This is a genomic window from Streptomyces sp. NRRL B-3229 (assembly GCF_000719505.1).
In the GTDB taxonomy this organism is placed as follows: Bacteria; Actinomycetota; Actinomycetes; order Streptomycetales; family Streptomycetaceae; genus Streptomyces; species Streptomyces griseorubiginosus.
On the sequence record NZ_JOGP01000020.1, the window covers coordinates 121,604 to 146,616 of the forward strand.

The 25,013-nt window shown below is 71.6% G+C and carries 20 protein-coding genes; 6 read left to right on the plus strand and 14 right to left on the minus strand.

What is annotated here, in order from left to right:
* Window positions 1-50: 50 nt before the first annotated feature.
* The 3 genes from IF54_RS0129090 to bldG form a co-directional block, all read right to left on the minus strand.
* On the minus strand, window positions 51-2,459 hold the full coding sequence (locus IF54_RS0129090) for a sodium-translocating pyrophosphatase (protein ID WP_051735573.1): 2,409 nt from the start codon (window positions 2,457-2,459) through the stop codon (window positions 51-53).
* A 269-nt stretch (window positions 2,460-2,728) separates the two neighbouring features.
* Window positions 2,729-3,166 carry an ATP-binding protein gene (locus IF54_RS0129095; RefSeq protein WP_030324015.1) on the minus strand — a complete coding sequence of 146 codons (438 nt, stop codon included), beginning with the start codon at window positions 3,164-3,166 and terminating at the stop codon, window positions 2,729-2,731.
* 121 nt (window positions 3,167-3,287) lie between these two features.
* Entirely contained in the window at window positions 3,288-3,629 is a 342-nt protein-coding gene (bldG, locus tag IF54_RS0129100) for an anti-sigma factor antagonist BldG (RefSeq protein WP_006132569.1), read from the minus strand.
* An 80-nt stretch (window positions 3,630-3,709) separates the two neighbouring features.
* On the opposite strand from bldG, the gene IF54_RS0129105 reads away from it, so the two are divergent.
* Window positions 3,710-6,241 carry a DEAD/DEAH box helicase gene (locus tag IF54_RS0129105; protein ID WP_078852142.1) on the plus strand — a complete coding sequence of 844 codons (2,532 nt, stop codon included), beginning with the start codon at window positions 3,710-3,712 and terminating at the stop codon, window positions 6,239-6,241.
* On the opposite strand, the gene IF54_RS41515 is transcribed toward IF54_RS0129105, so the two are convergent.
* From IF54_RS41515 to ssd, 7 genes are all read right to left on the minus strand, one after another.
* Window positions 6,129-6,563, minus strand: coding sequence for an Rv3654c family TadE-like protein (locus IF54_RS41515; protein WP_078852156.1), 435 nt, complete (start codon window positions 6,561-6,563; stop codon window positions 6,129-6,131). The genes IF54_RS0129105 and IF54_RS41515 overlap by 113 nt on opposite strands.
* A gap of 233 nt (window positions 6,564-6,796) precedes the next feature.
* On the minus strand, window positions 6,797-7,168 hold the full coding sequence (locus IF54_RS0129110; protein WP_030324022.1) for a TadE family type IV pilus minor pilin: 372 nt from the start codon (window positions 7,166-7,168) through the stop codon (window positions 6,797-6,799).
* Window positions 7,155-7,385: a DUF4244 domain-containing protein gene (locus IF54_RS41520; RefSeq protein WP_030324023.1), complete on the minus strand. Its 231-nt coding sequence runs from the start codon at window positions 7,383-7,385 to the stop codon at window positions 7,155-7,157. Before IF54_RS41520 ends, IF54_RS0129110 begins: the two co-directional genes overlap by 14 nt.
* 76 nt (window positions 7,386-7,461) lie before the next feature.
* The gene (locus IF54_RS0129120) at window positions 7,462-8,250 is read right to left on the minus strand and encodes a type II secretion system F family protein (RefSeq protein ID WP_030324025.1); all 789 of its coding nucleotides are present in this window, start codon (window positions 8,248-8,250) and stop codon (window positions 7,462-7,464) included.
* Between the two features lie 68 nt (window positions 8,251-8,318).
* Window positions 8,319-9,356: a type II secretion system F family protein gene (locus IF54_RS0129125; RefSeq protein WP_030324028.1), complete on the minus strand. Its 1,038-nt coding sequence runs from the start codon at window positions 9,354-9,356 to the stop codon at window positions 8,319-8,321.
* Window positions 9,357-9,481: 125 nt separating this feature from the next.
* Window positions 9,482-10,693, minus strand: coding sequence for a TadA family conjugal transfer-associated ATPase (locus IF54_RS0129130; RefSeq protein ID WP_420790660.1), 1,212 nt, complete (start codon window positions 10,691-10,693; stop codon window positions 9,482-9,484).
* Between the two features lie 146 nt (window positions 10,694-10,839).
* Complete coding sequence (ssd, locus tag IF54_RS0129135) at window positions 10,840-11,943, minus strand: septum site-determining protein Ssd (RefSeq protein ID WP_030324033.1); 1,104 nt, start codon at window positions 11,941-11,943, stop codon at window positions 10,840-10,842.
* Window positions 11,944-12,560: 617 nt separating this feature from the next.
* On the opposite strand from ssd, the gene IF54_RS0129140 reads away from it, so the two are divergent.
* Window positions 12,561-13,394, plus strand: a complete 834-nt coding sequence (locus tag IF54_RS0129140; RefSeq protein WP_030324035.1) for an HAD family hydrolase — start codon at window positions 12,561-12,563, stop codon at window positions 13,392-13,394.
* Between the two features lie 412 nt (window positions 13,395-13,806).
* Here the strand turns inward: IF54_RS0129140 and IF54_RS0129145 are convergent, their stop codons facing one another.
* Complete coding sequence (locus IF54_RS0129145) at window positions 13,807-14,631, minus strand: Fic family protein (RefSeq protein ID WP_030324037.1); 825 nt, start codon at window positions 14,629-14,631, stop codon at window positions 13,807-13,809.
* A 101-nt stretch (window positions 14,632-14,732) separates the two neighbouring features.
* Between IF54_RS0129145 and IF54_RS0129150 the strand changes: the two genes are divergently transcribed.
* Window positions 14,733-15,713: an ATP-binding protein gene (locus IF54_RS0129150; RefSeq protein ID WP_030324040.1), complete on the plus strand. Its 981-nt coding sequence runs from the start codon at window positions 14,733-14,735 to the stop codon at window positions 15,711-15,713.
* A gap of 46 nt (window positions 15,714-15,759) precedes the next feature.
* Here IF54_RS0129150 and IF54_RS0129155 read toward each other — a convergent pair whose 3' ends face one another.
* Entirely contained in the window at window positions 15,760-17,037 is a 1,278-nt protein-coding gene (locus IF54_RS0129155) for a hypothetical protein (RefSeq protein WP_030324042.1), read from the minus strand.
* Window positions 17,038-17,335: 298 nt separating this feature from the next.
* Here IF54_RS0129155 and IF54_RS0129160 point away from each other — a divergent pair, with 298 nt between their 5' ends.
* Window positions 17,336-19,921, plus strand: coding sequence for a bifunctional SulP family inorganic anion transporter/carbonic anhydrase (locus tag IF54_RS0129160; RefSeq protein ID WP_030324044.1), 2,586 nt, complete (start codon window positions 17,336-17,338; stop codon window positions 19,919-19,921).
* An 80-nt stretch (window positions 19,922-20,001) separates the two neighbouring features.
* Here the strand turns inward: IF54_RS0129160 and IF54_RS42360 are convergent, their stop codons facing one another.
* The gene (locus IF54_RS42360; RefSeq protein ID WP_030324050.1) at window positions 20,002-20,565 is read right to left on the minus strand and encodes a hypothetical protein; all 564 of its coding nucleotides are present in this window, start codon (window positions 20,563-20,565) and stop codon (window positions 20,002-20,004) included.
* Window positions 20,562-21,167, minus strand: a complete 606-nt coding sequence (locus IF54_RS0129170; RefSeq protein ID WP_037820763.1) for an RNA polymerase sigma factor — start codon at window positions 21,165-21,167, stop codon at window positions 20,562-20,564. The genes IF54_RS42360 and IF54_RS0129170 overlap by 4 nt, the downstream gene beginning before the upstream one ends.
* Window positions 21,168-21,427: 260 nt before the next feature.
* Between IF54_RS0129170 and acs the strand changes: the two genes are divergently transcribed.
* A complete protein-coding gene (gene acs / locus IF54_RS0129175; RefSeq protein ID WP_030324053.1) occupies window positions 21,428-23,386 on the plus strand; it encodes an acetate--CoA ligase in 1,959 nt (652 codons plus the stop codon).
* Window positions 23,387-23,536: 150 nt separating this feature from the next.
* A complete protein-coding gene (nhaA, locus tag IF54_RS0129180) occupies window positions 23,537-24,955 on the plus strand; it encodes a Na+/H+ antiporter NhaA (RefSeq protein WP_030324055.1) in 1,419 nt (472 codons plus the stop codon).
* Window positions 24,956-25,013: the final 58 nt, after the last annotated feature.

Below are 25,013 nucleotides of genomic sequence, written 5' to 3' on the forward strand. Positions count from 1 at the left end.
ACACGCCACGGGCACCGGATCCACACGCCGAATGCCTCAAATGTGACCCTTTACGGCTGTTTGCCCCATGCGAGAGAAGCCTCACGGCCGAGGAGCCCACACGCGACGGGGCGGGCGGGCGGCGCATGAACGCGCGCCGCCCGCCCGCCGGCGATCACGAGGAACGCGAGCACGGCGATGAGGATCCGTACGCCGATGTTCTTGTCGTCGCCGTAACTGAACTTGATCACCGCGGGCGCGATCAGCAGGGCCACCAGGTTCATGACCTTCAGCAGGGGGTTGATCGCGGGGCCCGCGGTGTCCTTGAAGGGGTCGCCGACGGTGTCACCGATCACGGTCGCGGCGTGGGCCTCGCTGCCCTTGCCGCCGTGATGACCGTCCTCGACGAGCTTCTTGGCGTTGTCCCAGGCACCGCCGGAGTTCGCCAGGAAGACCGCCATGAGTGTGCCCGCCCCGATCGCGCCCGCGAGGAACGCGCCGAGGGCACCGACCCCGAGGGTGAACCCGATGAAGATCGGCGCCGTCACGGCGAGCAGTCCGGGCGTGGCGAGCTCGCGCAGGGCGTCCCGGGTGCAGATGTCGACGACCTTGCCGTACTCCGGCTCCTCGCTGTAATCCATGATCCCGGGGTGCTCGCGGAACTGCCGCCGCACCTCGTAGACCACCGAGCCCGCCGACCGCGACACCGCGTTGATCGCCAGCCCCGAGAAGAGGAAGACGACCGCCGCGCCCGCGATCAGGCCGACGAGGTTGTTGGGCTGCGAGATGTCCATCATCAGGCTCATCGGCGCACCGGCCCCGCTGAGCTTCTCGCCGACGTCCTGCGCGCCGGTCGTGATCGCGTCCCGGTACGACCCGAAGAGCGCCGACGCCGCGAGGACCGCGGTGGCGATGGCGATGCCCTTGGTGATGGCCTTGGTGGTGTTGCCGACGGCGTCCAGGTTGGTGAGCACCTGCGCGCCCGCGCCCTCGACGTCACCGGACATCTCGGCGATGCCCTGCGCGTTGTCGGAGACCGGCCCGAAGGTGTCCATGGCGACGATCACGCCGACCGTGGTGAGCAGACCGGTACCGGCCAGCGCCACCGCGAACAGCGCCAGCATGATCGACGTACCGCCGAGCAGGAAGGCGCCGTAGACGCCGAGGCCGATCAGCAGGGCGGTGTAGACGGCCGACTCGAGACCGATCGAGATACCGGCGAGGACGACGGTGGCGGGCCCCGTGAGCGAGCTCTTGCCGATGTCCTGGACGGGACGGCGGTTGGTCTCGGTGAAATAGCCGGTCAGCTGCTGGATGACGGCCGCCAGCAGAATGCCGATCGCCACCGCGACGAACGCGAGGATCCGAGGGTCGCCGTCCCTTCCGCTGATCGCCGTGTCCGTTACGCCGTCGAGGTCGGAGTACTTCCCCGGCAGGTAGACGAAGACGGCGACCGCCACCAGCACGAGCGAGATCACCGCGGAGATGAAGAACCCGCGGTTGATGGCGCTCATGCCGCTGCGGTCGGACCTGCGCGGGGCGACCGCGAAGATGCCGATCATCGCGGTGATCACGCCGATCGCCGGGACGAGCAGCGGGAAGGCGAGTCCGGAGTCGCCGAAGGCCGCCTTGCCGAGGATCAGCGCGGCCACGAGGGTCACGGCGTACGACTCGAAGAGGTCGGCCGCCATGCCCGCGCAGTCGCCGACGTTGTCGCCCACGTTGTCGGCGATGGTCGCGGCATTGCGCGGATCGTCCTCCGGAATGCCCTGCTCGACCTTGCCGACCAGGTCGGCGCCGACGTCGGCGGCCTTGGTGAAGATGCCGCCGCCGACTCGCATGAACATCGCGATGAGCGCCGCGCCGAGACCGAAGCCCTCCAGGACCTTCGGCGCGTCGGCCGCGTACACGAGCACCACACAGGAGGCGCCCAGCAGACCGAGCCCCACCGTGAACATGCCGACGACGCCGCCCGTGCGGAATGCGATCTTCATGGCTTTGTGGGAGACGGCGGTGAGATCCTTTTCCGGCTCGCCTTCCGCCGGAGTGGCTTCTCGTGCCGCCGCGGCCACCCGCACATTGCTGCGCACGGCGAGCCACATCCCGATATAGCCGGTGGCCGCCGAGAAGGCGGCACCGATCAAGAAGAACACGGATCGGCCTGCGCGCTGATTCCAGTCGTCCGCGGGCAGCAGCATGAGCAGGAAGAACACGACCACGGCGAATACGCCGAGTGTGCGCAGCTGACGTGCCAGATAGGCGTTCGCGCCTTCCTGGACCGCCGCCGCGATCTTTTTCATGCTGTCGGTGCCCTCGCCGGCCGCGAGCACCTGGCGCACCAGGACGCCCGCCACGACGAGCGCCGCCAGGGCGACGACCGCGATGACCGCGATCAGCACCCGGTTGTCGTCGGTGAGCACCGCGGCCGCGAGATGGGTCGTGGGCTGGTCCAACTGATCAGGGGTAGAAAGCCCCGCCATTCGTCCTCCTTGACGCTTGGGCTGAGCTCAAGATGTGGACGGATTGTAGGTACCCCGTCCTGATCAAAACAGGGCGCGGTAAACGGAATTCGCCTTTACGGAACCTGAAAGCAGTAATGCCCCGAAGGCATTCATGGACGATATCTAGATCGTGAAGTAATTCACGAAACGCATCGCACCAGACCACTGTAGGCACAGAAAGCCCATGACGACATGCGGAAGGGCCCCACCGGGGTGGGGCCCTTCCGCATGTCGAACAGATGGATCAATCAGGGAAGCACTGCGGCCGGCGGCGTGGTCGGCCAGGTCATACGGATCTGTCCGCCGTGCTCCCCTGCGGTGACCTCGACGTCGTCGACGAGGCCGCTGATGACCGCGAGGCCCATCTCGTCCTCCTCGGTCTCCACGTCGTGGTCGTCACCCTGAGCGCCCGGAGCCCGGTCACCCGGGGCCGAACGCGGCGCCTCGTCGCCGACCTCGATGGAGAACTGCTTCTCCTCCTCGATCAGCAGCACCTGGACCGGCGAGGTGATCCCGCCGCTCTGGTGCAGTCCGACGGCACGGGTGCAGGCCTCGCCGACGGCGAGTCTGACCTCGTCGAGGACGGCCTCGTCCACTCCGGCCCTGCGCGCCACCGCTGCCGCCACCAGTCGGGCGGTCCTGACGTGCTCGGGCAGCGCGCTGAAGCGGAGTTCAACGGTGGCCATGCGTCCCCCTCGGAACTACGGGCGTGCTGTCGGGGGGACCGGGCCGCCGAAAGCCCAGCCCCCCTTCTTTCTTGCTTCTGTCGGCGTCCTTCGCCGCCCCGGGCACGGGCCCGGGAACGGGTCAGTCGGTCGCCGCCACCGCTTCCTCGACCGAGGTGTGGATCGGGAACACCTTGGTGAGGCCGGTGATACGGAAGATCTTGAGAATGCGCTCCTGGTTGCAGACCAGGCGCAGCGAGCCCTCATGGGCACGCACACGCTTCAGGCCGCCGACCAGCACGCCGAGCCCGGTGGAGTCGAGGAAGTCCACGCCCTCCATGTCGACGACAAGGTGGAAACTGCCGTCGTTCACCAGCTCGACCAGCTGCTCGCGCAGCTTGGGCGCGGTATATACGTCGATTTCGCCACCGACCCTGACGATCGTGCGATCGCCGACGGTCTCGGTCGACAGGGACAGGTCCACGGATCCTCCAGCACCTTGCTATCGAGCGGTCGCCCCTCGGGACACCTCGGCAGAGCCCCCGGGACGGTTCGCCAGCCGCGATGGCATTCAATCACTTACCGGCAGGCGTGCACGACGCCTTGGTCCCATTGTCCGTCACGCCAGTGACACACTCGGTGCCGATGGCCAAGAATCTCCGATCCGATCGGCCCCAGACGGACTCCGGCTCCCGCCCCGCGCCGAGCACGGTCCTGGACCGGCTCGCCGCCGGCCCGAGCCGGGCTGCGCGCATCACTCATACGGAGCACTTGCCCCCGCGAGCGGGCCGCCATGCCGTCTGGCCTGACCGGATTCGTTCGGAGGTCGTGGCGGCGGTCCAGGCGTGCGGCATCGAACATCCCTGGGCCCACCAGGCACAGGCCGCCGAGCACGCCCTGGACGGCGATTCGGTGGTCGTCGCGACCGGGACGGCCTCCGGCAAGTCCCTGGCGTACCTCGTGCCGGTCCTCTCGACACTCCTGGACGGCTCCGAGGCCCCGAACGGCCGCGGTGCCACCACGCTCTACCTGGCCCCCACGAAGGCCCTGGCGGCGGACCAGTGCCGCTCGGTGAAGGAACTTTCACAACCGCTCGGCAATTCCGTGCGCGCCGCGGTCTACGACGGCGACACGCCGTTCGAGGAACGCGAGTGGATCCGCCAGTACGCCAACTACGTCCTGACCAACCCGGACATGCTGCACCGCGGGATACTCCCCTCCCACCCCCGCTGGTCCTCCTTCCTGAAGGCCCTCAAGTACGTCGTCATCGACGAGTGCCACACCTACCGGGGCGTCTTCGGCTCCCACGTGGCCCAGGTCCTGCGGCGTCTGCGCCGCCTGTGCGCCCGCTACGGCGCCTCGCCCGTCTTCCTCCTCGCCTCCGCGACCGCCGCCGACCCGTCCGTCGCCGCCGGCCGCCTGACCGGCCTCCCGGTGGTCGAGGTCGCCGACGACGCCTCACCTCGCGGCGAACTGGTGTTTGCCCTCTGGGAGCCTCCCCTCACCGAGATGCAGGGCGAGAAGGGCGCCCCGGTCCGCCGTACGGCCACCGCCGAGACGGCCGACCTCCTCACCGACCTCGCCGTGCAGGGCGTCCGCTCGGTCGCCTTCGTGCGCTCCCGGCGCGGCGCCGAGCTGATCTCGGTGATCGCCCAGGAACGACTCGCCGAGGTGGACCGCTCCCTGGCGCGCCGGGTGGCGGCCTACCGCGGCGGCTACCTCCCCGAGGAGCGCCGCGCCCTGGAACAGGCCCTGCACTCGGGAGAGTTGCTGGGCCTGGCCGCCACCACCGCCCTCGAACTCGGCATCGACGTCTCCGGCCTGGACGCCGTACTGATCTCCGGCTACCCCGGCACGCGCGCCTCCCTGTGGCAGCAGGCCGGCCGCGCCGGCCGGGCAGGACAGGGCGCCCTGGCCGTCCTGGTCGCCCGCGACGACCCTCTGGACACCTTCCTCGTCCACCACCCCGAGGCCCTCTTCGACCAGCCGGTGGAGTCGACGGTCCTCGACCCCGACAACCCGTACGTCCTTGCCCCGCACCTGTGCGCCGCCGCGGCCGAACTGCCTTTGACCGACGAGGACATGGAGCTGTTCGGCCCTGCCTGCACCGACCTCCTGCCGCAGCTGGAGTCCGCGAAGCTGCTGCGCCGCCGCACCAGGGCCTGGCACTGGACCCGCCGGGAGTCGGCCGCCGACCTCGCCGACATCCGCGGCCAGGGCGGCAGCCCGATCCAGATCGTCGAGTCCGGCACGGGCCGCCTGCTGGGCACGGTCGACGCGGGCGCCGCCCACACCACCGTCCACGAGGGCGCGGTCCACCTCCACCAGGGCCGCACGTACCTGGTCCGCTCCCTGGACCTGGAGGACTCGGTCGCCCTGGTCACGGAGGCGAACCCGCCTTACTCGACCGTGGCCCGCGACACGACGGCCATCTCCGTCCTGGAGACCGACGTCGAGATCCCCTGGGGCGACGGCCGCCTCTGCTACGGCTCCGTCGAGGTCACCAACCAAGTCGTCTCCTTCCTGCGCAGACGCCTCATCACCGGTGAGGTGCTCGGCGAGACCAAACTCGACCTCCCTCCGCGTACGCTCCGCACGCGGGCGGTGTGGTGGACCGTCACCGAGGACCAGCTCGACGAGGCCCGCATCGACCCGGAGATCCTCGGCGGCGCCCTGCACGCCGCCGAACACGCCTCCATCGGCCTCCTCCCCCTCTTCGCGACCTGCGACCGCTGGGACATCGGCGGCGTGTCGATCCCCCTCCACCCCGACACGCTGCTCCCCACGGTCTTCGTCTACGACGGCCACCCGGGCGGCGCGGGTTTCGCGGAGCGCGCCTTCCACACGGCCCGCGCCTGGCTCACGGCCACCCGCGAGGCCATCGCCTCCTGCGAATGCGACGCCGGCTGCCCGTCCTGCATCCAGTCCCCCAAGTGCGGCAACGGCAACGATCCGCTGCACAAGAGGGGGGCGGTGCGGCTGCTCACGGTGCTGCTGCGGGGGGCACCGGAGGCCGGGGCCCCTGATCCAGCCCTGGAGCTCCCCCGAAACCCGAAGGAACCGGCACCGGCGCCGCAGGCCCCGCCCGTGCCCTGATCTCCGCCGTGAACGGGCCCCGCCCCGACGCCGCCGTCACGTCCGAGATCTCGCCGACCATCCTGCACCGCACCAGCCGCGTCCCCTGGGCCCGCGCCACCTCCTCCGCCCTGCCACACGCCACCCCGGGCCCGTCGGCCCAGTGGTCCGCCGCCGCGAGCGCCGCGAGATCCGCGGCTCCGGCCGCCCGATGCCGTACGACGACGGCCTGCCCGAAGGCCAGTACGCCCCCGAACACCACGCACAGCACCGCGACGGCCCCGACACTCCAGACGGTCGCCGAACCACGGTCCGACCGAGCGCCGACGAGGTGGGCCCCCAGGAGCCGGGCGACACCGCGACGGACACGAGCGACCCGCTGGGCGAGGGGAGCGACCCTCTGGGCGCAGGAGGCGACCCTCTGGGCGAGGGATGCGACCCACTGGGCGCAGGAGGCGACTCGCTGGGCGCAGGAGGCGACTCGCTGGGCGCAGGAGGCGACTCGCTGGGCGCAGGGGACCACCCGCTGGACACAGGAGGCGGCCGGCGCCGACCGAGTCGGCGCCGATCCCCTCCTCATCCCCGATCCCCTTCCCCGACCGTCTCCTCCGCCAGGGCCACGGCCTCCTCCCGCACCTCGAACGGCAGACCGCTGAGTGCCGGCGGCTTCGCCACGACCACCACGCGGACCCGGCCCCCCTCCCGGGTGATCTTGACCTCCGCGTCGCGCGGTGCGGTGTCCCGGGCCACCCGGACGACCGCCTCAGCGGGATCCTGGCGAGCCGCCGCCCTGGCACCGCTCCTGGCCGCGTCCACGCACTGGATCTGTGCGGCCACCACGAGCAGCCCCCACACCAGCGCCATCGCGAACATCACCAGGACGGGCAGCACCATGGCCGACTCGGCCGTCACGAACCCCTGGTCCGCCGCCCGTTCACGCCTTCCCATCGAGCGCCTGCTTCACGATGGCCTGGAGCTCCGCGCTGACGGCTCCGCTCGTCACCACCTTGTAGAGCACCACCGCGAAGGCCACCGCGGCGACGATCCCCATCGCGTACTCGGACGTGACCATCCCCGCGTCCCGGCGCGCCGATCCCATCGATCGCGCCCGGCACACCACACCGCACACCAGAGCACTCATCCGTGCCCGTACCGCCTTGTACATATCGACCCCCGTGAGGTTCAGTCGTGTTCGTCTGTCCGTCTGCTTGCCACTCCGCCGGATCACCGGCCGCCGTCCGTCATCGCCCACCTCCTCCCAGCACTCCACCCGCCAGCCCGATCACGATCGGCAGGACGCCGACGGCGATGAACGCGGGCAGGAAGCACAGCCCCACCGGCGCGGTGACCAGCACGGCGGCTCTTCGTGCCCGTGCCGTCGCGGCGCGCCCCCAGTCGGCGCGGGCGTCCGCCGCGAGGCCGGCGACCGGAGCGGCGGCGGGCAACCCGGTCACATCGGCGCGTTCCAGCAGCCGCGCCAGCGGTCCGGCCCCCGGAGTCGAGGCGAGCCTCCGCCACGCCTCGCCCGGCGTACCGCCGAGCCGCACCTCCGCCGCCCCGCGCGCCAGGCCCTCCCCGACCGGCCCGCCCAGAGCCTCACCGACGGCCTGCGCCGCGATCACCGGACCGGCGCCTGCCGCGATACAGGCGGCCAGCAGATCGGCGGCGAGCGGGAGTTGCCGCGCCGCCTCGCGTGCGTCCGCCTCCCCGATACCGGCACCGGACGCCTCCCGGAGCCGCCACCGCCACAGCCCCACCGCGACGACCAGCCCGACGGCCACACCGGGGACCCCGCCGACCAGCACCCACCCGACGCACCCGGCGCCGGCCACCGGCAGCCACCGCCGCCCGAACTCCCGCCCCTCGAACCGGGAACGGTCCGCTGTGGCCTCTGCGGCGGCCAGCAACTCGCCCAACCGCCGCCGCAGTCTCCGCTCCTGCCGGGCCGCGGTACCCCATCTGACGAGCCAGGCGACGACCGCCGCCACGCCCAGGACCACCCCCAGCCTGTGGACAACTTCCGCTCCCACGACCATCCCCAGCCCGTGGACACCTTCCGCTCCCACGACCATCCCCAGCCCGTGGACACCTTCCGCGCTCACGCCGCCTCAGCTCCCCGCACGATCCGCATCGCCCACCACATCCCGACCCCCTCCAGCACCCCGCCGACCACCAGACAGCCCAGCCCGGCCCCCGAGTGCAGCAGCACCCGCAGGGGATCGGCGCCGAGGGCGGCCCCGAGGCCAAGGCCCAGCACCGGCAGCGCGGCGAGCATCCACGCGGTGGACCGCGCCCCCGCCAACTGGGCCCGCAGATCGGCCCGTTGATCCCGCTCGGCCCGCAGCGCCCCCTCCAGCCGATCGAGCCCGGCGGCCAGCCCCGCCCCCTGGTCCACGGCCACCCGCCAGCAGGCGGCGAGCCCCAGCAGCCCTTCGGCCCCCGGCCGCCGAGCCGCCGCGGCCAGCGCCCCCGGCACATCCCCACCGAACCGAGCCGCCGCCAGCACCACAGCCTGCGCCTCCCCGAGCCCACCGCCTCCGGACACTCCGGGCCCCACTCCCCCGAACCCGAGCCCACCGGCTCCCGGCCCTCCAGGCCCGGCTCCCCCATCTCCCCCGGCTCCCCCGGCTCCCCCGGCTCCCCGGGCTCCCCGGGCTCCAAGCCCACCCGAGCCGGTCGCCCCGCCCCAGGCCGCCCCAACCCGAGTCCGCTCACCCCCAGCCCCTTCCAAGTCCCGCACCGCCAGCACCAGCGCCTCCCCCGGCTGCCGTCCCGCCCGTACCTCCCCCGCGACCGCCGCACACAGCGCGATCACCGCGTCCGCCCGCCGCTCCCGCATCCGACGCGCCTCCCGGGCCAGCCGCACCCGCCGCAGCAACGGCACCCCGACCGTCCCGGCGATCAACAGCAGCACCGAAGCGCCCAGCACGGCCAGCACCAGCCCCACGACCGCCGACGACCACTCGATCCCGAGCCGCTCGCGAACCCGCCGCAGTTCCCCGACCACGTGTCCCCAGACCGGCGGCCCGACCCCCACCACCCCACCGCCCGCGAACAACGCCTGCGCCCGCCGCAACGCGGACCGCCTCCGCCCCCACAACCACACGGCCAGTCCAAGACCCCCCCACAGCCGCACCCACCGACATCTCCTCCACCGACATCTCAGCCATCCCTCTCACCGCGCCCTCTCCTCGCCCGCCCCGCGCGCCCACATCGGCCCGCCACCCACGACCCACCAGACCCACACAGCACCTCTCACCGTCACCCGCACTCCCCCGCCGCCTCCCTCAGCGCACTCCCGAGCAGCCCCCGCAACCGCTCCCACCCCGGCTCACGCACGAACGCCTCCGCACCCCACCGCAGCGCCGGCACCGTCCGCACCCACCCCGAGGCGTCCCGCTCCAGCACCCGCACCTCGGCGATCCGCCGTCGCCCGGTCCGGTCGCGCACGAGATGCAGGACGACCGACAACGCCGCCGCCAACTGGCTGTGCAGCGCCGCCCGGTCGAGCCCCGCCGCCGTACCAAGCGCCTCCAGGCGGGCAGGGACATCGGCCGCCGCGTTCGCGTGCACGGTCCCGCAGCCGCCCTCGTGGCCCGTGTTCAACGCGGCCAGCAGGTCCACCACTTCGCGCCCACGCACCTCACCCACCACCAGCCGGTCGGGCCGCATCCGCAGCGCCTGCCGCACCAGGTCCTCGAGGGTGACGAGACCCGCGCCCTCCTGGTTGGCGGGTCTGCTCTCCAGCCGTACGACGTGCGGATGGTCCGGCCGGAGCTCCGCCGAGTCCTCCGCGAGCACGATCCGCTCGCCCGGCCCGACGAGCCCCAGCAGCGCGCTGAGCAGCGTCGTCTTGCCCGTACCGGTCCCGCCGCTGATCAGGAAGGACAGCCGCGCCTCCAGCAGTGCCCGCAGCACCCGGTCCCCGCCCGGCGGCACCGTGCCGGCCGCGACCAGCTCGTCCAGCGTGAACGCGCGCGGCCGGACCACCCGCAGCGACAGACAGGCACAGCCGACGGCGACCGGGGGCAGCACCGCGTGCAGCCGGGTCCCGTCGGGCAGCCGGGCGTCCACCCAGGGCCGGGCGTCGTCGAGGCGCCGCCCGGCCACCGCGGCGAGCCGCTGCGCGAGTCGTCGTACGGCGGCCGCGTCCGGGAAGGTGACCGCTGTCAGTTCGAGTCCGCCGCCCCGGTCCACCCAGACCCGGTCCGGGGCCGACACCAGGACGTCCGTCACGGACGGGTCCGCGAGCAACGGCTCCAGGGGGCCGCTGCCGACCAGCTCGGACCGCAATCGCGCGGCCGCGCCCAGCACTTCGGCATCGCCCAGGACCCGCCCCTGCTCCCGCAGTGCCTGCGCCACCCGCGCGGGCGTCGGCTCGGCACCGCTCTCGGCCAGCCACTGCCGCACCCCGTCCAACAGCCCGACGGCCCCGATGACCTCCCCGTCCACGACCGTCCCGATAGCCCCGATGGTCCCGATGGCCTCGCCGACCCCGACCGCCCCACCGACAGCCTCAGGCGACCGAGCCCGAGTCCGCGTCCGCGTCCGAGACCGGAGCCCCGGACCAGAACGCGCCGCCTCGATCCCGTCCGCCCACGCGCCCTCGAAGTCGCCGCTCATGCGCCGCCCGCCGCCGACAGCGCCCGCTCCCAGAACTCCTTGCAGAACCGCGCGAGCGGCCCCCGCGCGGCCGCTCCAGGAGGTGGCCCGCCCCCGTGCGGGCGTTGCAGCGACGACTCCACCGGCACCTCGCCCACCAGGGGCAGACCCAGCAGCCGGGCCACCTCGCGGTCGTCGAGGCCGGGGGCGTACGGGCCGCGTACCGCCACCCTCAGGTCGCGCAGGACCATGCCGACGGCGGAGGCCATGCGGCCGGCCGCGGCGACGGCGCGCAGTTCGGCGGGGACGACGAGAATGCCGAGGTCGATCTGGGCGAGGGCCTCGGCGACGCCGTCGTCGAGGCGGCGGGGCAGGTCGACGACGACGGTGCCGCCGCGGCGCCGGGCGGCGGCGAGCACCGCGCGGACGGCCGGGGGCGGGACCGCGATGCGGTCCCCGCGGTCCCAGCTGAGCACCCGCAGCGAGTGCAGGCTCGGCAGCGACTCCTCCAGGGCGCCGCCCCCGACCCGCCCGCGGGAGGCCGCGAAGGCGGGCCAGCGCAGCCCTTCGGTGCTCTCGCCGCCGAGGAGTACGTCGAGTCCGCCGCCCAGCGGATCCGCGTCCACGAGGAGTGTGCGCAGTCCCTCCCGCGCGGAGGTGACGGCCAGGGCGCACGCGAGAGTGGAGGCTCCGGCCCCGCCCCGGCCGCCGATGACGCCGACGGTGAGGGCGGGCCGGCCGACGCCCTCGGCGACGTCGGCGATGCGGTCGACCAGCCACTGTTCGCCGTCGGGCAGCATCAGGACGTGGTCGGCGCCGATCTGGACGGCCCGTTTCCACACTCCGGAGTCGTCCTGGTCCCGGCCCACGAGCACCACTCCGCGCCGACGTGCGGCGCCGCGTACGCGCCGGGCGGCGTCGTCGCCGACCAGGACGAGCGGGGCGGTTTCCCAGCTGCCTCTGCGCTCCGGCAGCCCGTGGTGCACCTCGGGTTTCGCCCCGGCCGCCGCGCACAGGCGCAGCAGGTCGTCCAGCAGGTCCTCGTCCTCCGTGACGATCAACGGCTGCCCCTGCCGCCCTCCGGCGGCGGGCTGCGGATCGTGTGTGACGGCTGCGGCCACGTCCTCATCCCCCTTCGCTGCGACGCCCGGAGGCCTCAGGCGGCCCGTGCGTCGTCTTTCTCACGCGGCCCCTCCGGCCCCGCGATTCCCAGACATGTGAAGAACCGGCAAGCGGCCTCCATATGAGCGGCCGATACGAACCGGCCAAAAACACCCGACTAACCGGAACCGGCCATGAAGTCGGCCCGAGCGGGATGCGTGGGAATCACGGTGCAGCGATCCCGGAAATCGTGTGGATCTTGGTCGATAACTGTGGACAACTCAGCGGTTGTGAATATCGCCGTCACCCATACCGGTGAGCCCGGTGGTACCCGTGTGCGAGCTCCGCAGAGCAGCAAAACGACTACGCACGGTGACGAACCATGGACATGCGAACGAGACGGCCGAAACCGCCTCACAGGGGCCGCAGGACCGCGGCAGAAAGAGGAAAAACCCACCCGGACATGCGACGACCCCCACCGGGGGGGAGAGTGGGGGTCGTCTCCACGGCCGACTCGGGGGGGGAGGAGCCGGGCCGGGTTAGCACGGTCGCGAACGATCCGTGACTTCCATGGTGTACCCGAGAGCCCTCTCAGGCAAACCCACGCGCCCCACCTTACGCCGAATGGGCTGCGCCTATGCTCGGGGTCGTGGATAACCACTCCTTGCCCCGCACAGCCGCCTTCTTTGACCTGGACAAGACGGTCATTGCGAAGTCGAGCACGCTCACGTTCAGCAAGTCGTTCTACCAAGGCGGCCTGATCAACCGCAGGGCCGCCTTGCGGACGGCCTATGCCCAGTTCGTCTTCCTCGTCGGCGGTATGGACCATGCCCAGATGGAGCGCACCCGCGAGTACCTCTCCTCGCTCGTGCGCGGCTGGAACGTCCAGCACGTCAAGGAGATCGTGGCCGAAACCCTCCATGACCTGATCGACCCGATCATCTACGACGAGGCCGCGTCCCTGATCGAGGAGCACCACACCGCCGGGCGTGACGTCGTCATCGTGTCCACGTCGGGCGCCGAGGTAGTCGAGCCGATCGGCGAACTCCTGGGCGCGGACCGGGTGGTGGCCACTCGCATGGTCGTCGGCGAGGACGGCTGCTTCACCGGTGAGGTGGAGTACTACGCGTACGGCCCGACGAAGGCCGAGGCGATCAAGGAGCTGGCCGAGTCCGAGGGGTACGACCTGGAGCGCTGCTACGCCTACAGCGACTCGGCGACCGACCTGCCCATGCTCGAGGCCGTCGGACATCCGCACGCGGTGAACCCGGACCGGACCCTGCGCCGCGAGGCTCTCGCGCGCGGGTGGCCGATTCTCGACTTCAGCCGCCCGGTCCGGCTCAAGCAGCGGCTGCCCGGGTTCGCCGTACCGCCCCGCCCGGCGCTCGTGGCGGTCGCCGCGATAGGAGCCGCGGCGGCCACGGCGGGCCTCGTCTGGTACGCGAACCGGCGTCGGTCGACGGTGGCTTGAGGCGATTCAGCACGCTTGGCGCCTATTTGAGGATAAAAGTAAAGAACTGCCGACGGGGGTTCCGCTTGCCCGGGGCCAGGAGTACAAAGGGTTTAACGGCCCGCGAGACCAAGGACATCCGAGAGGATCACCTTTAACAACGCATTTGGCCCCACGGACCGAGCATGGACATCGAGCACCCACGCGACGTCGACCCGTCGATTACGGGCCAGCCGCACCAGGTGACGGGCAAAGTTCCCGACCTGATGGGCAACATATCGAGGACGCTTGGTAACCCGGTGAACATGCCAGCGGCGGTACGAATCCTCGTACCGCCGCAACCCTGTTCAGGGCCCTCCTGCGGGAGGGCCTTTTCTGCGACCGTGCTCAAGCCGCTTCTCGTACCGCGCTCAAGCCGCTTCGCGTACCGCGCTCAGGCCGCCCCGCGCTGGAGCGCCTCGCACACGGCCGTCGACTCGCGCGCGCCCAGTTCGATCGCGTTGCCGCAGTGGGCGATCCAGGCGGCCATGCCCTCGGGGGTACCGGAGACGTAGCCGTCGAGAGCCGCCAGATAGGCGGCACGCCCCAGTTCGGCGTGACCGACCTCCGCCGGGCAGACCGACTTGGGGTCGAGGCCGCTGCCCACCAGGACGATCCGCGCGGCCGCGCGCGCGACCAGGCCGTTGTGCGAGACGAAGGGCCGCAGCGCGAGGAGTTCGCCCTGCACGACGGCCGCCGTGACCAGGGCGGGCGCGGAGCTGCCCGCGATGATCAGCTCGGACAGCCCTTCCAGCCGGCCCGAGACCTCGGCGGCGCCGGGCAGCGGCAGTTCGACCAGCGGCTCATGGACGTCCTCGCCGGCCTGGCGCGGGCGCCCGACCTCGTCGCCGTCGCTCGCCGCGGCCACCAGGTGCAGCCGGGCCAGCACCCTGAGGGGCGACTGCCGCCAGATGGACAGCAGTTGGCCGGCCTCGGCGGTCAGCCGCAGGGCGGCGCCCACGACTCGCGCCTCGTCGTCGACGCCGAAGTCGGAGCGCCTGCGCACCTCCTCGAGGGCCCAGTCCGCGCCGGACAGCGCGGCCGAGCCGCGAGCGCCGCGCAAGGCCGCTTCAGAGGTGATCTCGTTGCTGCGGCGCCGCATGACGCGGTGCCCGTAGACCCGGTCCACGGACTTGCGCACGGACTCCACGGAATCGGCCACGCCGGGCAGCGAGCCCAGGGCGGCGAGCGGGTCGGCGGTCGCGCCTGTCGTACTCATGAGTACGACCCTACGCACCCCGGCCCCGCACCCCACGATGGAGTGGTCTTCTTCACGCCCGTCTGCCACTTACAGCTATCAAACGACTACTCTTCGTGAACATGAAAATTGCTTTCGTCGGGAAGGGCGGCAGCGGCAAGACCACCCTGTCCTCCCTGCTCATCCGCCATCTCGCGACCACCGGTGCGCCGGTGGTCGCCGTCGACGCCGACATCAACCAGCACCTCGGCCCGGCCCTCGGCCTGGACGAGGCGGAGGCGGTCGCGCTGCCCGCCCTGGGCGAGCGGCTTCCGTTGATCAAGGAGTACTTGCGCGGCTCCAACCCGCGGATCGCCTCCGCCGACCAGATGATCAAGACCACCCCGCCCGGAGAGGGGTCCCGGCTGCTGCGGGTCCGCGAGGACAACCCGGTCTACGACGCCTGCGCCCGGCCCGTGGAACTCGACGGCGATGTCGTCCGTCTGATGGTCACCGGCCCCTTCACCGACGCCGACCTGGGGGTCGCCTGCTACCACTCCAAGACCGGAGCGGTGGAGCTGTGCCTGAACCACCTGGTGGACGGGCGGGGCGAGTACGTCGTGGTGGACATGACGGCGGGCTCCGACTCCTTCGCCTCCGGCATGTTCACCCGCTTCGACATCACGTTCCTGGTCGCCGAGCCGACGCGGAAGGGGGTCTCCGTCTATCGCCAGTACAAGGAGTACGCCCGCGACTTCGGCGTCACGCTGAAAGTCGTCGGCAACAAGGTGCAGGGCCAGGACGACCTCGACTTCCTGCGCGCCGAACTCGGGGACGACCTGCTGGTGACGGTCGGCCACTCGGACTGGGTGCGGGCCATGGAGAAGGGCAGGCCGCCCCGGTTCGCGCTCCTGGAGGACGTCAACCGCCGCGCTCTGCACCGGATGCGGACGGCCGCCGACGCGACGTACGAGCTGCGGGACCCGGAGCGCTACACCCGGCAGATGGTGCACTTCCATCTGAAGAACGCCCAGTCCTGGGGCAACGAGCGCACGGGGGCCGACCTGGCGGCCCAGGTCGACCCCTCGTTCGTGCTCGGCGAGAGCGCGGTGGCGGCGGTGTGAGGACAACAGCCGGATGCCCACCGCTCATTGGCCCTCCGCCGGGCTCCTACCGCTTGGCCGCCGGCGCCCCCGGTACGCCCTTGGGCGCCGGGGCCGGGTGGCCGTTCAGGAAGTCCTGCCAGCCCTGCTTCGGGGCCTCGCCGACGTTCAGGGTGCGGAGCTTGTCCAGGGTGCCCGGGTCCTGGGCGTCCAGCCAGTCGGCCAGCTGCCGGAAGGAGACACAGCGCACGTCGGACTTGTTGCACACCTGCTCGATGGTCTCCTTGACGGCGCGCATGTAGGTGCCGCCGTTCCAGGACTCGAAGTGGTTGCCGATGATCAGGGGCGCGCGGTTGCCGTCGTAGGCCCGGTAGAAGCCCTTGAGGAGGCCCTCGCGCATCTGGTCGCCCCAGAACCGGTACTTGGCCGGGTCGCCCTGGGTCCTGGTGCCGGACTGGTTGACCATGAAGTTGTAGTCCATGGTGAGCTGCTCGTACGAGTGCCCGGGGAAGGGCACGAGCTGCATCGACAGGTCCCACAGGCCCTGCTTCTTCCTGGGCCACAGCTGCTCGTTGACCCCGCTGGTGTCGTAGCGGAAGCCGAGCTCGCTCGCGGCCCTCATGAAGTTCCGCTGGCCTTCGAGGCAGGGTGTGCGGGCGCCGATGAGCTCCTCGTCGTAGTCGAAGGGCAGGGGTGAGGCCTTGGTCATCCCGGTGTTGGTCTTCCAGGACTTCACGAACTTCTTCGCCTGGGCGATCTCGTCCTTCCACTCCGCCACGGACCACTCGCCGACGCCGCCGCCCTTTCCGCAGAAGTGGCCGTTGAAGTGGGTGCCGATCTCGTTGCCCTCCAGCCACGCCAGGCGCAGCTGCTTCACGGTGTCGGCGATGCCCTGCTCGTCGTTGAAGCCGATGTCGGAGCGGCCCGGGGAGTGCTGCGGCGGCCGGTACTCGGCGCGCTTGTCCTCCGGCAGCATGTACACGCCGCTGAGGAAGTACGTCATGGTCGCGTGGTTCTCCTTGGCGACCTCGCGGAAGTGGGAGAACAGTTTCTGGCTGTCCTCGCCGGCGCCGTCCCAGGAGAACACCACGAACTGCGGGGGCTTCTCACCGGGCTTGAGGCGTTCGGCTCGGGGCAGGTGGGGCTGGGCTCCGGTGTAGGCGGTGGAACCGTCGCCGATCAGGCGGAACACCCGCTTGGGCGGCGCCTGGGCGGCGGCCTTCGCCTTCTGCGGGCCGGCGGCTCCTCCCTCGGAGTCGTCGTTGCCGGTCGCGCAACCGGCGAGTGAGGCGGCGCAGACCGCGGCGACCACGGCTCCCGCGGCAATCCTCTGGGTGGCGGCCATCTTCCGCCCACCTTCTTCCTTCTCTCGGGGCCAACGACAGCGCCGCCAAGCTCGCATGGGACCGAGAAGGAATTAGTACGACAAGCCGATGAAATTGCCACTTCACCCATTTAGGTGAGCTGATAACCCATTTGCCCGGAAAGTCTATGCCTGGCCTTTACTCTGCATTACGATCCATTTACCGAGCGTTGATTCATCCCGCCGCTGCACGCCGTGACCCACGGCCGCGACCCGCCCCCGCCATCGACGGGGGACCACCTGTTCCGCGACCGCGCTGCCCCGGAGGAGACGGGAAAAAATGTCAGCCTGTGTACCCACCCGAGCCACCGACCCGAGCGACTCGCACCGCGCGAGTCACCTCCACCCACCCCACAGCCCGCCACCGACGCCGCCGCGCCGCTTCCGCATCGCGAGCGCCGACGTGTCGGCCTCGATCGCGGTCTTCCTGATCGCCCTGCCGCTGTCCCTCGGCATCGCCCTCGCGACCGGCGCACCCCTCCAGGCCGGCCTCGTGGCCGCCGCCGTCGGCGGGATCGTCGCCGGCCGGCTCGGCGGCTGCCCGCTCCAGGTCAGCGGGCCCGCCGCCGGACTCACCGTGGTCACCGCCGACCTGATCCACCGCTACGGCTGGCGGACGACCTGCGCCATCACCGTGCTGGCCGGAGTCGTCCAACTCGGCCTCGGTTGCCTGCGCGTGGCCCGCACCGCACTCGCCGTCAGCCCCGCGATCGTGCACGGCATGCTCGCCGGCATCGGCATCACCATCGCCGTCGCCCAGCTGCACATCGTCCTCGGCGGCACCCCGCAGAGTTCCGTGCTCGACAACCTCCGCGCCCTGCCGGCCCAGTTGGCGCGGGTCCAGCCCGCCGCCGTGTCGGTGAGCGCGCTGACCCTGGCGCTGCTCTTCCTGTGGCCGCGCATCCCCGGCCGGGCCGGCCTGCTGCTGCGCCGGATCCCGGCCGCGCTCGTCGCCGTCGCCGGGGCCACCACCACCGCCTCCCTCACCGGGCTCATCCTGCCCAAGGTCGACCTGCCGTCCTGGAGCAGTCACGCGCTGGCCGGGCTGCCCGAGGGCCCCGCGCTCGGCATCGTGGCCGCCGTGCTCACGACCACGCTCGTGTGCAGCGTGCAGTCGCTGCTCGGCGCGGTCGCCGTGGACAAACTGGCGGCCGGACGCCCCGACCTGCTCGCCGGCGGCCCCGCCTCCGGCCGGGGGACCCGGGTCGGCCGCTCCGACCTGGACCGTGAACTCCTCGGACAGGGCGCCGCCAACATCGTCTCCGGCGCCCTCGGTGGACTGCCGGTCGCGGGTGTGGCGGTGCGCAGTTCGGCGAACGTCCAGGCCGGTGCCGTCAGCCGGAACTCCACGATGCTGCACGGCGTTCTCGTAGTGATCGCCGCACTGCTGATGGTCCCCGTCCTGGAGTTCATCCCGCTCGCCTCGCTCGCCGCCCTGGTGATGGCCGTCGGCATCCAGATGGTGTCCCTGCACCACATCCGTACGGTGACCCGCCACCGCGAAGTGCTGGTCTACGCCGTCACCACCCTCGGCGTGGTCGTCTTCGGCGTCCTGGAAGGCGTCGCCCTCGGGATCGCCGTCGCCGTCGGTGTCTCGCTGCACCGCCTCACCCGCACCCGCATCACGCACTACGAGCGAGAGGGCGTCCATCACGTCCACGTACGGGGCCAGTTGACCTTCCTCGCGGTTCCACGGCTCAGCCGGGCCCTGCATCTGGTGCCCCAAGGTGCGAACGCGGTGGTGGAGTTGGACGGGTCGTTCATGGACCACGCCGCGTACGAGTCGCTCCAGGACTGGCAGAAAACGCACAGCGCGCAGGGCGGGTCGGTCGAACTGACGGGTCGCAGTCCAGGCACGAGCATCGCCGAGCCCTCCGGTGCCGCGGACTGCCGCTGCCGCCCGTGGACGGCCTGGCGCAACCACCAGTGCGAGCTTCCTCATCCTGCGGCGGCTTCGGGACCGACGCCGGCGGCTGTCTCGGACACCGGGGTGCCGGGCCCGGCGGGAGTGGTGGTTTCATCGGGCGCGTCAGGCCAGGAAGGCGGTCCGGATGAAGCAGGCCGACCCGTCCGACCCGGCGGATCCGTTGGACCGGGCGACTCAAGTGGTCCGGCCGGCTCAGGCAGACCGGGTCGACCAGGCACGTCACGTGGACCGGCCGGCTCAAGCGGCCCCCTCGCCCCCACGGGGACCGGCGGGCATGAACTGGCCCGTGGCATCAGCGCGTTCCAGCGCAACACCGCGCCGATCGTGCGGGGCGAGCTGGCCCGGTTGGCGCGCGAGGGCCAGCAGCCGGCCCAGCTCTTCCTGACCTGCGCCGACTCACGCGTGGTCACCTCGATGATCACCTCCAGTGGTCCGGGCGACCTGTTCGTGGTGCGCAACGTGGGCAACCTCGTCCCGCTGCCCGGCGAGGAGAGCGGGGACGACTCGGTGGCGGCCGCGATCGAGTACGCCGTGGACGTGCTGAAGGTGCGGTCCATCACGGTGTGCGGGCACTCCGGCTGCGGGGCCATGCAGGCGCTGCTCGACTCCGAGCCGGGCGGCGCCCGGACCCCGCTGAAGCGGTGGCTGCGGCACGGGCTGCCGAGCCTGGAGCGGATGGCCGACGACAGCCGCGCCTGGGCGAAGCTGGCCGGGCGGGCGTCCGCCGACGCGGTCGAGCAGCTGTGCCTGACCAACGTGGTCCAGCAGCTGGAGCACCTCCGGTCGCACGACTCGGTCGCCAGGGCCCTGCGGGACGGGGAGTTGGAGCTGCACGGGATGTACTTCCACGTGGGCGAGGCACAGGCGTACCTGCTCACCGAAGTGGACGGGGACGAACTGTTCGACCAGGTGGAGGCGACAGCCGACGTCTCCGTGTGATCCCGCGCGGGTGTGCGGCCCCTCCGGCAGGAGCCGCACACCCGTGGCCGGCGGCGCTCAGGGCAGGTTCGGCGTCGGCGTCACGGCGACACAGGGCTCGGCTTCACGGGCACACAGGGCTCGACGTCGGCCTGGGTCGGGTAGACGTGGACCCGGTGCGGGAGCCTTCCGCCGTTGGTGTTCACGAAGACCAGCACATTGCCCGGTCGCAGAGTGGTCGGCTTGTTCCACTGGAGGGTGGAGAGGGGCACCTTCTCGCCCTTCTCGCCGACCGCCCAGAGCACCAGGTCGCCCTTGCAGACATAGCCCGGGCGGAGGATCTGCACGTCCACCTCGATGCCGTTCGGTTGCAGCCGCCTCGCCAGCGCCCGCTGGGCCTCCACGTCGATGTCCTGGTCCTTGACGGTGAGCGTGACACTCCCGTCCCCATGGCGCTCCAGCGCGTACGCCGAAGATCCCGCCGGTGTCCCCGGCGGCAGCACCACCGCCGCTCCGGCCAGCCCGCAGGCCGCCACGGCGAGAGCCAGCCGGCGCCCGGTGAGCAGACGTCGCCGGGGCGCGGTCGCCGGCACGCCCGCCCGCCGTTCGATCTCCCCCCGCAACTCCACCAGCAGCCGGTCCTCGAACGTCGTCCTCGTCGTCATGCCGCTCCCCCGGATCCCTCGGTGATGTACGGACGGCTGGTGCCGTAGGGCTCCTCGCCCGCTGAACCGGCCTGCTCGCGCAGCGACTTGCGCGCCCTGTGCAGCCGTACCCGCGCCGCGACCTGGCTGATGCCCAGCGCCGTCGCGGCCTCGCCGACCGTCAGTTCGTCGACCGCGACGAGTTCCAGGACGGCTCTCTCCCCCGCGGGGAGCCGTTCCAGGGCGGCCAGGGCGCGGCGGCCCGGGCTCTCCGCGTCGAGCTTGTCCTCCAGGCGGGCGATGTCGTCCGGCTCCAGCAGCCGCCGCCCCGAGATGCGCCGGTCGCGGTCGGTCTCGCGGGCGACCCGGCGGCGCTCGGAGGAGACGACGTTGCGGGCGATGCCGTACAGCCAGGCCCGCTCGCTGCCCCGGGCCGCGCGGTAGGTGTGGGCCGAGTCCAGGACCGCGAGGAAGATCTCGGCGGTCAGGTCGGCCACCGTGTGCGGGTCCGCGACACGCCGCGCCAGGAAGGACGTCATCGCGTCCACATGGCGTCGGTAGAACTCCTCGAAGAGCTGTGGGTCGCGCGCCGCGGCCCACGGCCCACCCCGTATCCCGTCCACTCGGGCTCCCTTCACGTAAGGCGTCGATGGCGCTGCACCCGTACTTGGGCGGGAGGGTGAAAGGCGTTACACGTGCCGAAGTCCGCCGGACGCATGCTGAACTCCGCCCGGTCGGCGTCCGTGGGTACGGATGAGCCGGCCGCCGGACTCGACGGGTCCACAGGTCTAAACCAATTGCAGGTCGGCCCTTGTCATCGCCCCCCCCGGTCTGATGAGCTGTGGCCTGGGACACAACGGACACCCTGGGAAAGGCAGATGCCGTGAGCAACGAAAGCCTGGCCAACCTGCTCAAGGAAGAGCGCAGGTTCGCACCCCCCGCCGACCTGGCAGCACACGCCAACGTCACGGCGGAGGCGTATGAGCAGGCCAAGGCTGACCGGCTCGGGTTCTGGGCCGAGCAGGCCCGCCGACTGAGCTGGGCCAAGGAGCCGACCGAGACGCTCGACTGGTCGAACCCGCCGTTCGCCAAGTGGTTCCAGGACGGCGAGCTCAACGTGGCGTACAACTGCGTCGACCGGCATGTCGAGGCGGGCCATGGCGACCGGGTCGCCATCCACTTCGAGGGCGAGCCGGGCGACAGCCGCGCGCTCACCTACGCCGAGCTCAAGGACGAGGTCTCCAAGGCGGCCAACGCGCTGCTGGAGCTGGGGGTCCGGAAGGGCGACCGGGTCGCCGTCTACATGCCGATGATCCCCGAGACCGCGGTCGCGATGCTCGCGTGCGCCCGGATCGGCGCCGCGCACTCCGTGGTCTTCGGCGGCTTCTCCGCGGACGCCCTCGCGACCCGCATCCAGGACGCCGACGCGCGCGTGGTCATCACCAGCGACGGCGGCTACCGCCGCGGCAAGCCCTCCGCGCTCAAGCCCGCCGTCGACGAGGCGGTCGGCAAGGCCGGCAACGTCGAGCACGTCCTCGTCGTACGCCGTACCGGCCAGGAGGTCGCCTGGGACGACAGCAAGGACGTGTGGTGGCACGAGATCGTCGACCGGCAGTCCGCCGAGCACACCCCGGAGGCGTTCGGCGCCGAGCAGCCGTTGTTCATCCTGTACACGTCCGGTACGACGGGTAAGCCGAAGGGCATCCTGCACACCTCCGGCGGCTACCTCACCCAGGCCGCGTACACCCACCACGCCGTCTTCGACCTGAAGCCGGAGACCGACGTGTACTGGTGCACCGCCGACGTCGGCTGGGTCACCGGGCACTCGTACATCGTCTACGGCCCGCTCGCCAACGGCGCCACCCAGGTCATGTACGAGGGCACCCCCGACACCCCGCACCAGGGCCGTTTCTGGGAGATCGTCCAGAAGTACGGGGTGACCATCCTCTACACCGCCCCGACCGCCATCCGGACGTTCATGAAGTGGGGGGACGACATCCCCGCGAAGTTCGACCTGTCCAGCCTGCGGGTGCTGGGCTCGGTGGGTGAGCCGATCAACCCCGAGGCGTGGATCTGGTACCGCAAGCACATCGGCGCCGACCTCACCCCGATCGTGGACACCTGGTGGCAGACCGAGACCGGCGCGATGATGATCTCCCCGCTGCCCGGCGTGACCGCGACCAAGCCGGGCTCCGCGCAGACCCCGCTGCCCGGCATCTCCGCGACCGTCGTGGACGACGAGGCCAACGAGGTCCCGAACGGCGGGGGCGGCTACCTCGTCCTCACCGAGCCGTGGCCGTCCATGCTGCGCACCATCTGGGGCGACGACCAGCGCTTCCTCGACACCTACTGGTCGCGCTTCGAGGGCAAGTACTTCGCCGGCGACGGCGCGAAGAAGGACGACGACGGTGACATCTGGCTGCTGGGCCGGGTGGACGACGTCATGCTGGTGTCCGGCCACAACATCTCGACCACCGAGGTGGAGTCGGCACTGGTCTCCCATCCGTCCGTCGCCGAGGCGGCGGTCGTCGGTGCCGCCGACGAGACGACCGGACAGGCCATCGTCGCCTTCGTGATCCTGCGCGGCACCGCGAACGCCGAGGACGAGAACCTCATCGCCGACCTGCGCAACCACGTCGGCGCCACCCTCGGCCCGATCGCCAAGCCCCAGCGGGTCCTGCCGGTCGCCGAGCTGCCCAAGACCCGCTCCGGCAAGATCATGCGCCGGCTGCTGCGGGACGTGGCCGAAAACCGCCAGCTCGGTGACGTCACCACGCTGACGGACTCCACGGTCATGGACCTCATCCAGGCCAAGCTGCCGGCCGCGCCCAGCGAGGACTGAGCACCCCTACGGCTAAGGGGGCGCCCGGCACGGGAAAGCGCCGGGCGCCCCTTTTAGGTAAACTAAACAAAGCAGCGTGACCCTCAAGGTGTGCCGGGAAGTCTGGTCGGCGAGCAGCTCTGCCGTGCCCACCGACCGGAGGTCCCCCCGATGCCCACGCCCACCCGTAAGGTCCTCGGCCGGCTCTCCCTCCCCGAGCGGACCTTCGTCGCGAACGCGCTGCGCACCGAGACGGTCGGCGGAGTCCTGCTGCTCGCCGCCGCGGTGACCGCGCTGATCTGGGCGAACGTCCCCGCACTGCACGACAGCTACGAGAGCGTCAGCCACTTCCACCTCGGCCCCGAGGCACTCGGCCTCCACCTGTCGATCGAACACTGGGCCGCAGACGGCCTGCTCGCCGTCTTCTTCTTCGTCGCCGGCATCGAGCTCAAGCGCGAACTCGTCGCCGGTGACCTCAAGGACCCCAGAGCGGCCGCGCTGCCCGTGGTCGCCGCCCTGTGCGGGATGGCCGTACCGGCCCTCGTCTACACGCTCACCAACCTCACCGGCGGCGGCTCGCTCGCCGGCTGGGCCGTGCCCACCGCCACCGACATCGCCTTCGCGCTCGCCGTGCTCGCCGTCATCGGCACCTGGCTGCCGAGCGCCCTGCGCGCCTTCCTGCTCACCCTCGCCGTCGTCGACGACCTCTTCGCGATCCTGATCATCGCGATCTTCTTCACCGCCGACATCGACCTCGCCGCGCTCGGCGGCGCGGCCGTGGGCCTCGCGGTCTTCTGGCTGCTGCTGCGCAAGGGCGTACGCGGTTGGTACGTCTATGTCCCGCTCGCGCTGGTGATCTGGACCCTGATGTACAACAGCGGGGTGCACGCCACCGTCGCGGGCGTCGCGATGGGCCTGATGCTGCGGTGCACCCGCCGGGACGACGAAGAGCAGTCCCCAGGCGAGCAGATCGAGCATCTCGTACGACCGCTCTCGGCCGGCCTGGCCGTGCCCCTGTTCGCCCTCTTCAGCGCGGGCGTCTCCGTCTCCGGCGGCGCGCTCGGCGATGTGTTCACCCGGCCGGAGACGCTGGGCGTGCTCCTCGGACTGGTCCTCGGCAAGGCGATCGGCATCTTCGGCGGGACCTGGCTGACGGCCCGCTTCACCCGGGCCTCGCTCAGCGACGACCTGGCGTGGGCGGACGTGTTCGCGGTGGCGACCCTGGCCGGCATCGGGTTCACGGTGTCGCTGCTCATCGGGGAGCTCGCCTTCGACGGCGACGCGTCCACGACGGACGAGGTCAAGGCCGCCGTACTCGTCGCGTCGCTGATCGCGGCCGGCCTCGCGACCGTGCTGCTGAAGCTGCGCAACGCCAAGTACCGGGCGCTGTACGAGACGGAGGAGCGCGACGAGGATCTGGACGGCATCCCGGACGTCTACGAGCAGGACGACCCGGCCTACCACCTGCGCATGGCGGCCATTTACGAGCGCAAGGCCGCCGAACACCGCCGGATCGCAGAGCTCAAGACGGCCGAGCGGCTTGCCGAAGTGACGGGCGGGGCAGGCGAGGACGACGACCGTCGGGCATGATCTGACGGGACGGTACAAAAGACACGGCACACCCAGCAGTCCCATGGAGAGGGAGACC

What these genes read in the sequence shown, in the direction of transcription:
- IF54_RS0129090 (WP_051735573.1), bottom strand. Translation starts at nt 2,459, where the DNA reads ATGGCGGGGCTTTCTACCCCTGATCAGTTGGACCAGCCCACGACCCAT.
- IF54_RS0129095 (WP_030324015.1), bottom strand. Translation starts at nt 3,166, where the DNA reads ATGGCCACCGTTGAACTCCGCTTCAGCGCGCTGCCCGAGCACGTCAGG.
- IF54_RS0129105 (WP_078852142.1), top strand. Translation starts at nt 3,710, where the DNA reads ATGGCATTCAATCACTTACCGGCAGGCGTGCACGACGCCTTGGTCCCA.
- IF54_RS0129110 (WP_030324022.1), bottom strand. Translation starts at nt 7,168, where the DNA reads ATGGGAAGGCGTGAACGGGCGGCGGACCAGGGGTTCGTGACGGCCGAG.
- IF54_RS41520 (WP_030324023.1), bottom strand. Translation starts at nt 7,385, where the DNA reads ATGTACAAGGCGGTACGGGCACGGATGAGTGCTCTGGTGTGCGGTGTG.
- IF54_RS0129140 (WP_030324035.1), top strand. Translation starts at nt 12,561, where the DNA reads ATGCTCGGGGTCGTGGATAACCACTCCTTGCCCCGCACAGCCGCCTTC.
- IF54_RS0129145 (WP_030324037.1), bottom strand. Translation starts at nt 14,631, where the DNA reads ATGAGTACGACAGGCGCGACCGCCGACCCGCTCGCCGCCCTGGGCTCG.
- IF54_RS0129150 (WP_030324040.1), top strand. Translation starts at nt 14,733, where the DNA reads ATGAAAATTGCTTTCGTCGGGAAGGGCGGCAGCGGCAAGACCACCCTG.
- IF54_RS0129155 (WP_030324042.1), bottom strand. Translation starts at nt 17,037, where the DNA reads ATGGCCGCCACCCAGAGGATTGCCGCGGGAGCCGTGGTCGCCGCGGTC.
- IF54_RS0129160 (WP_030324044.1), top strand. Translation starts at nt 17,336, where the DNA reads ATGTCAGCCTGTGTACCCACCCGAGCCACCGACCCGAGCGACTCGCAC.
- IF54_RS42360 (WP_030324050.1), bottom strand. Translation starts at nt 20,565, where the DNA reads ATGACGACGAGGACGACGTTCGAGGACCGGCTGCTGGTGGAGTTGCGG.
- nhaA (WP_030324055.1), top strand. Translation starts at nt 23,537, where the DNA reads ATGCCCACGCCCACCCGTAAGGTCCTCGGCCGGCTCTCCCTCCCCGAG.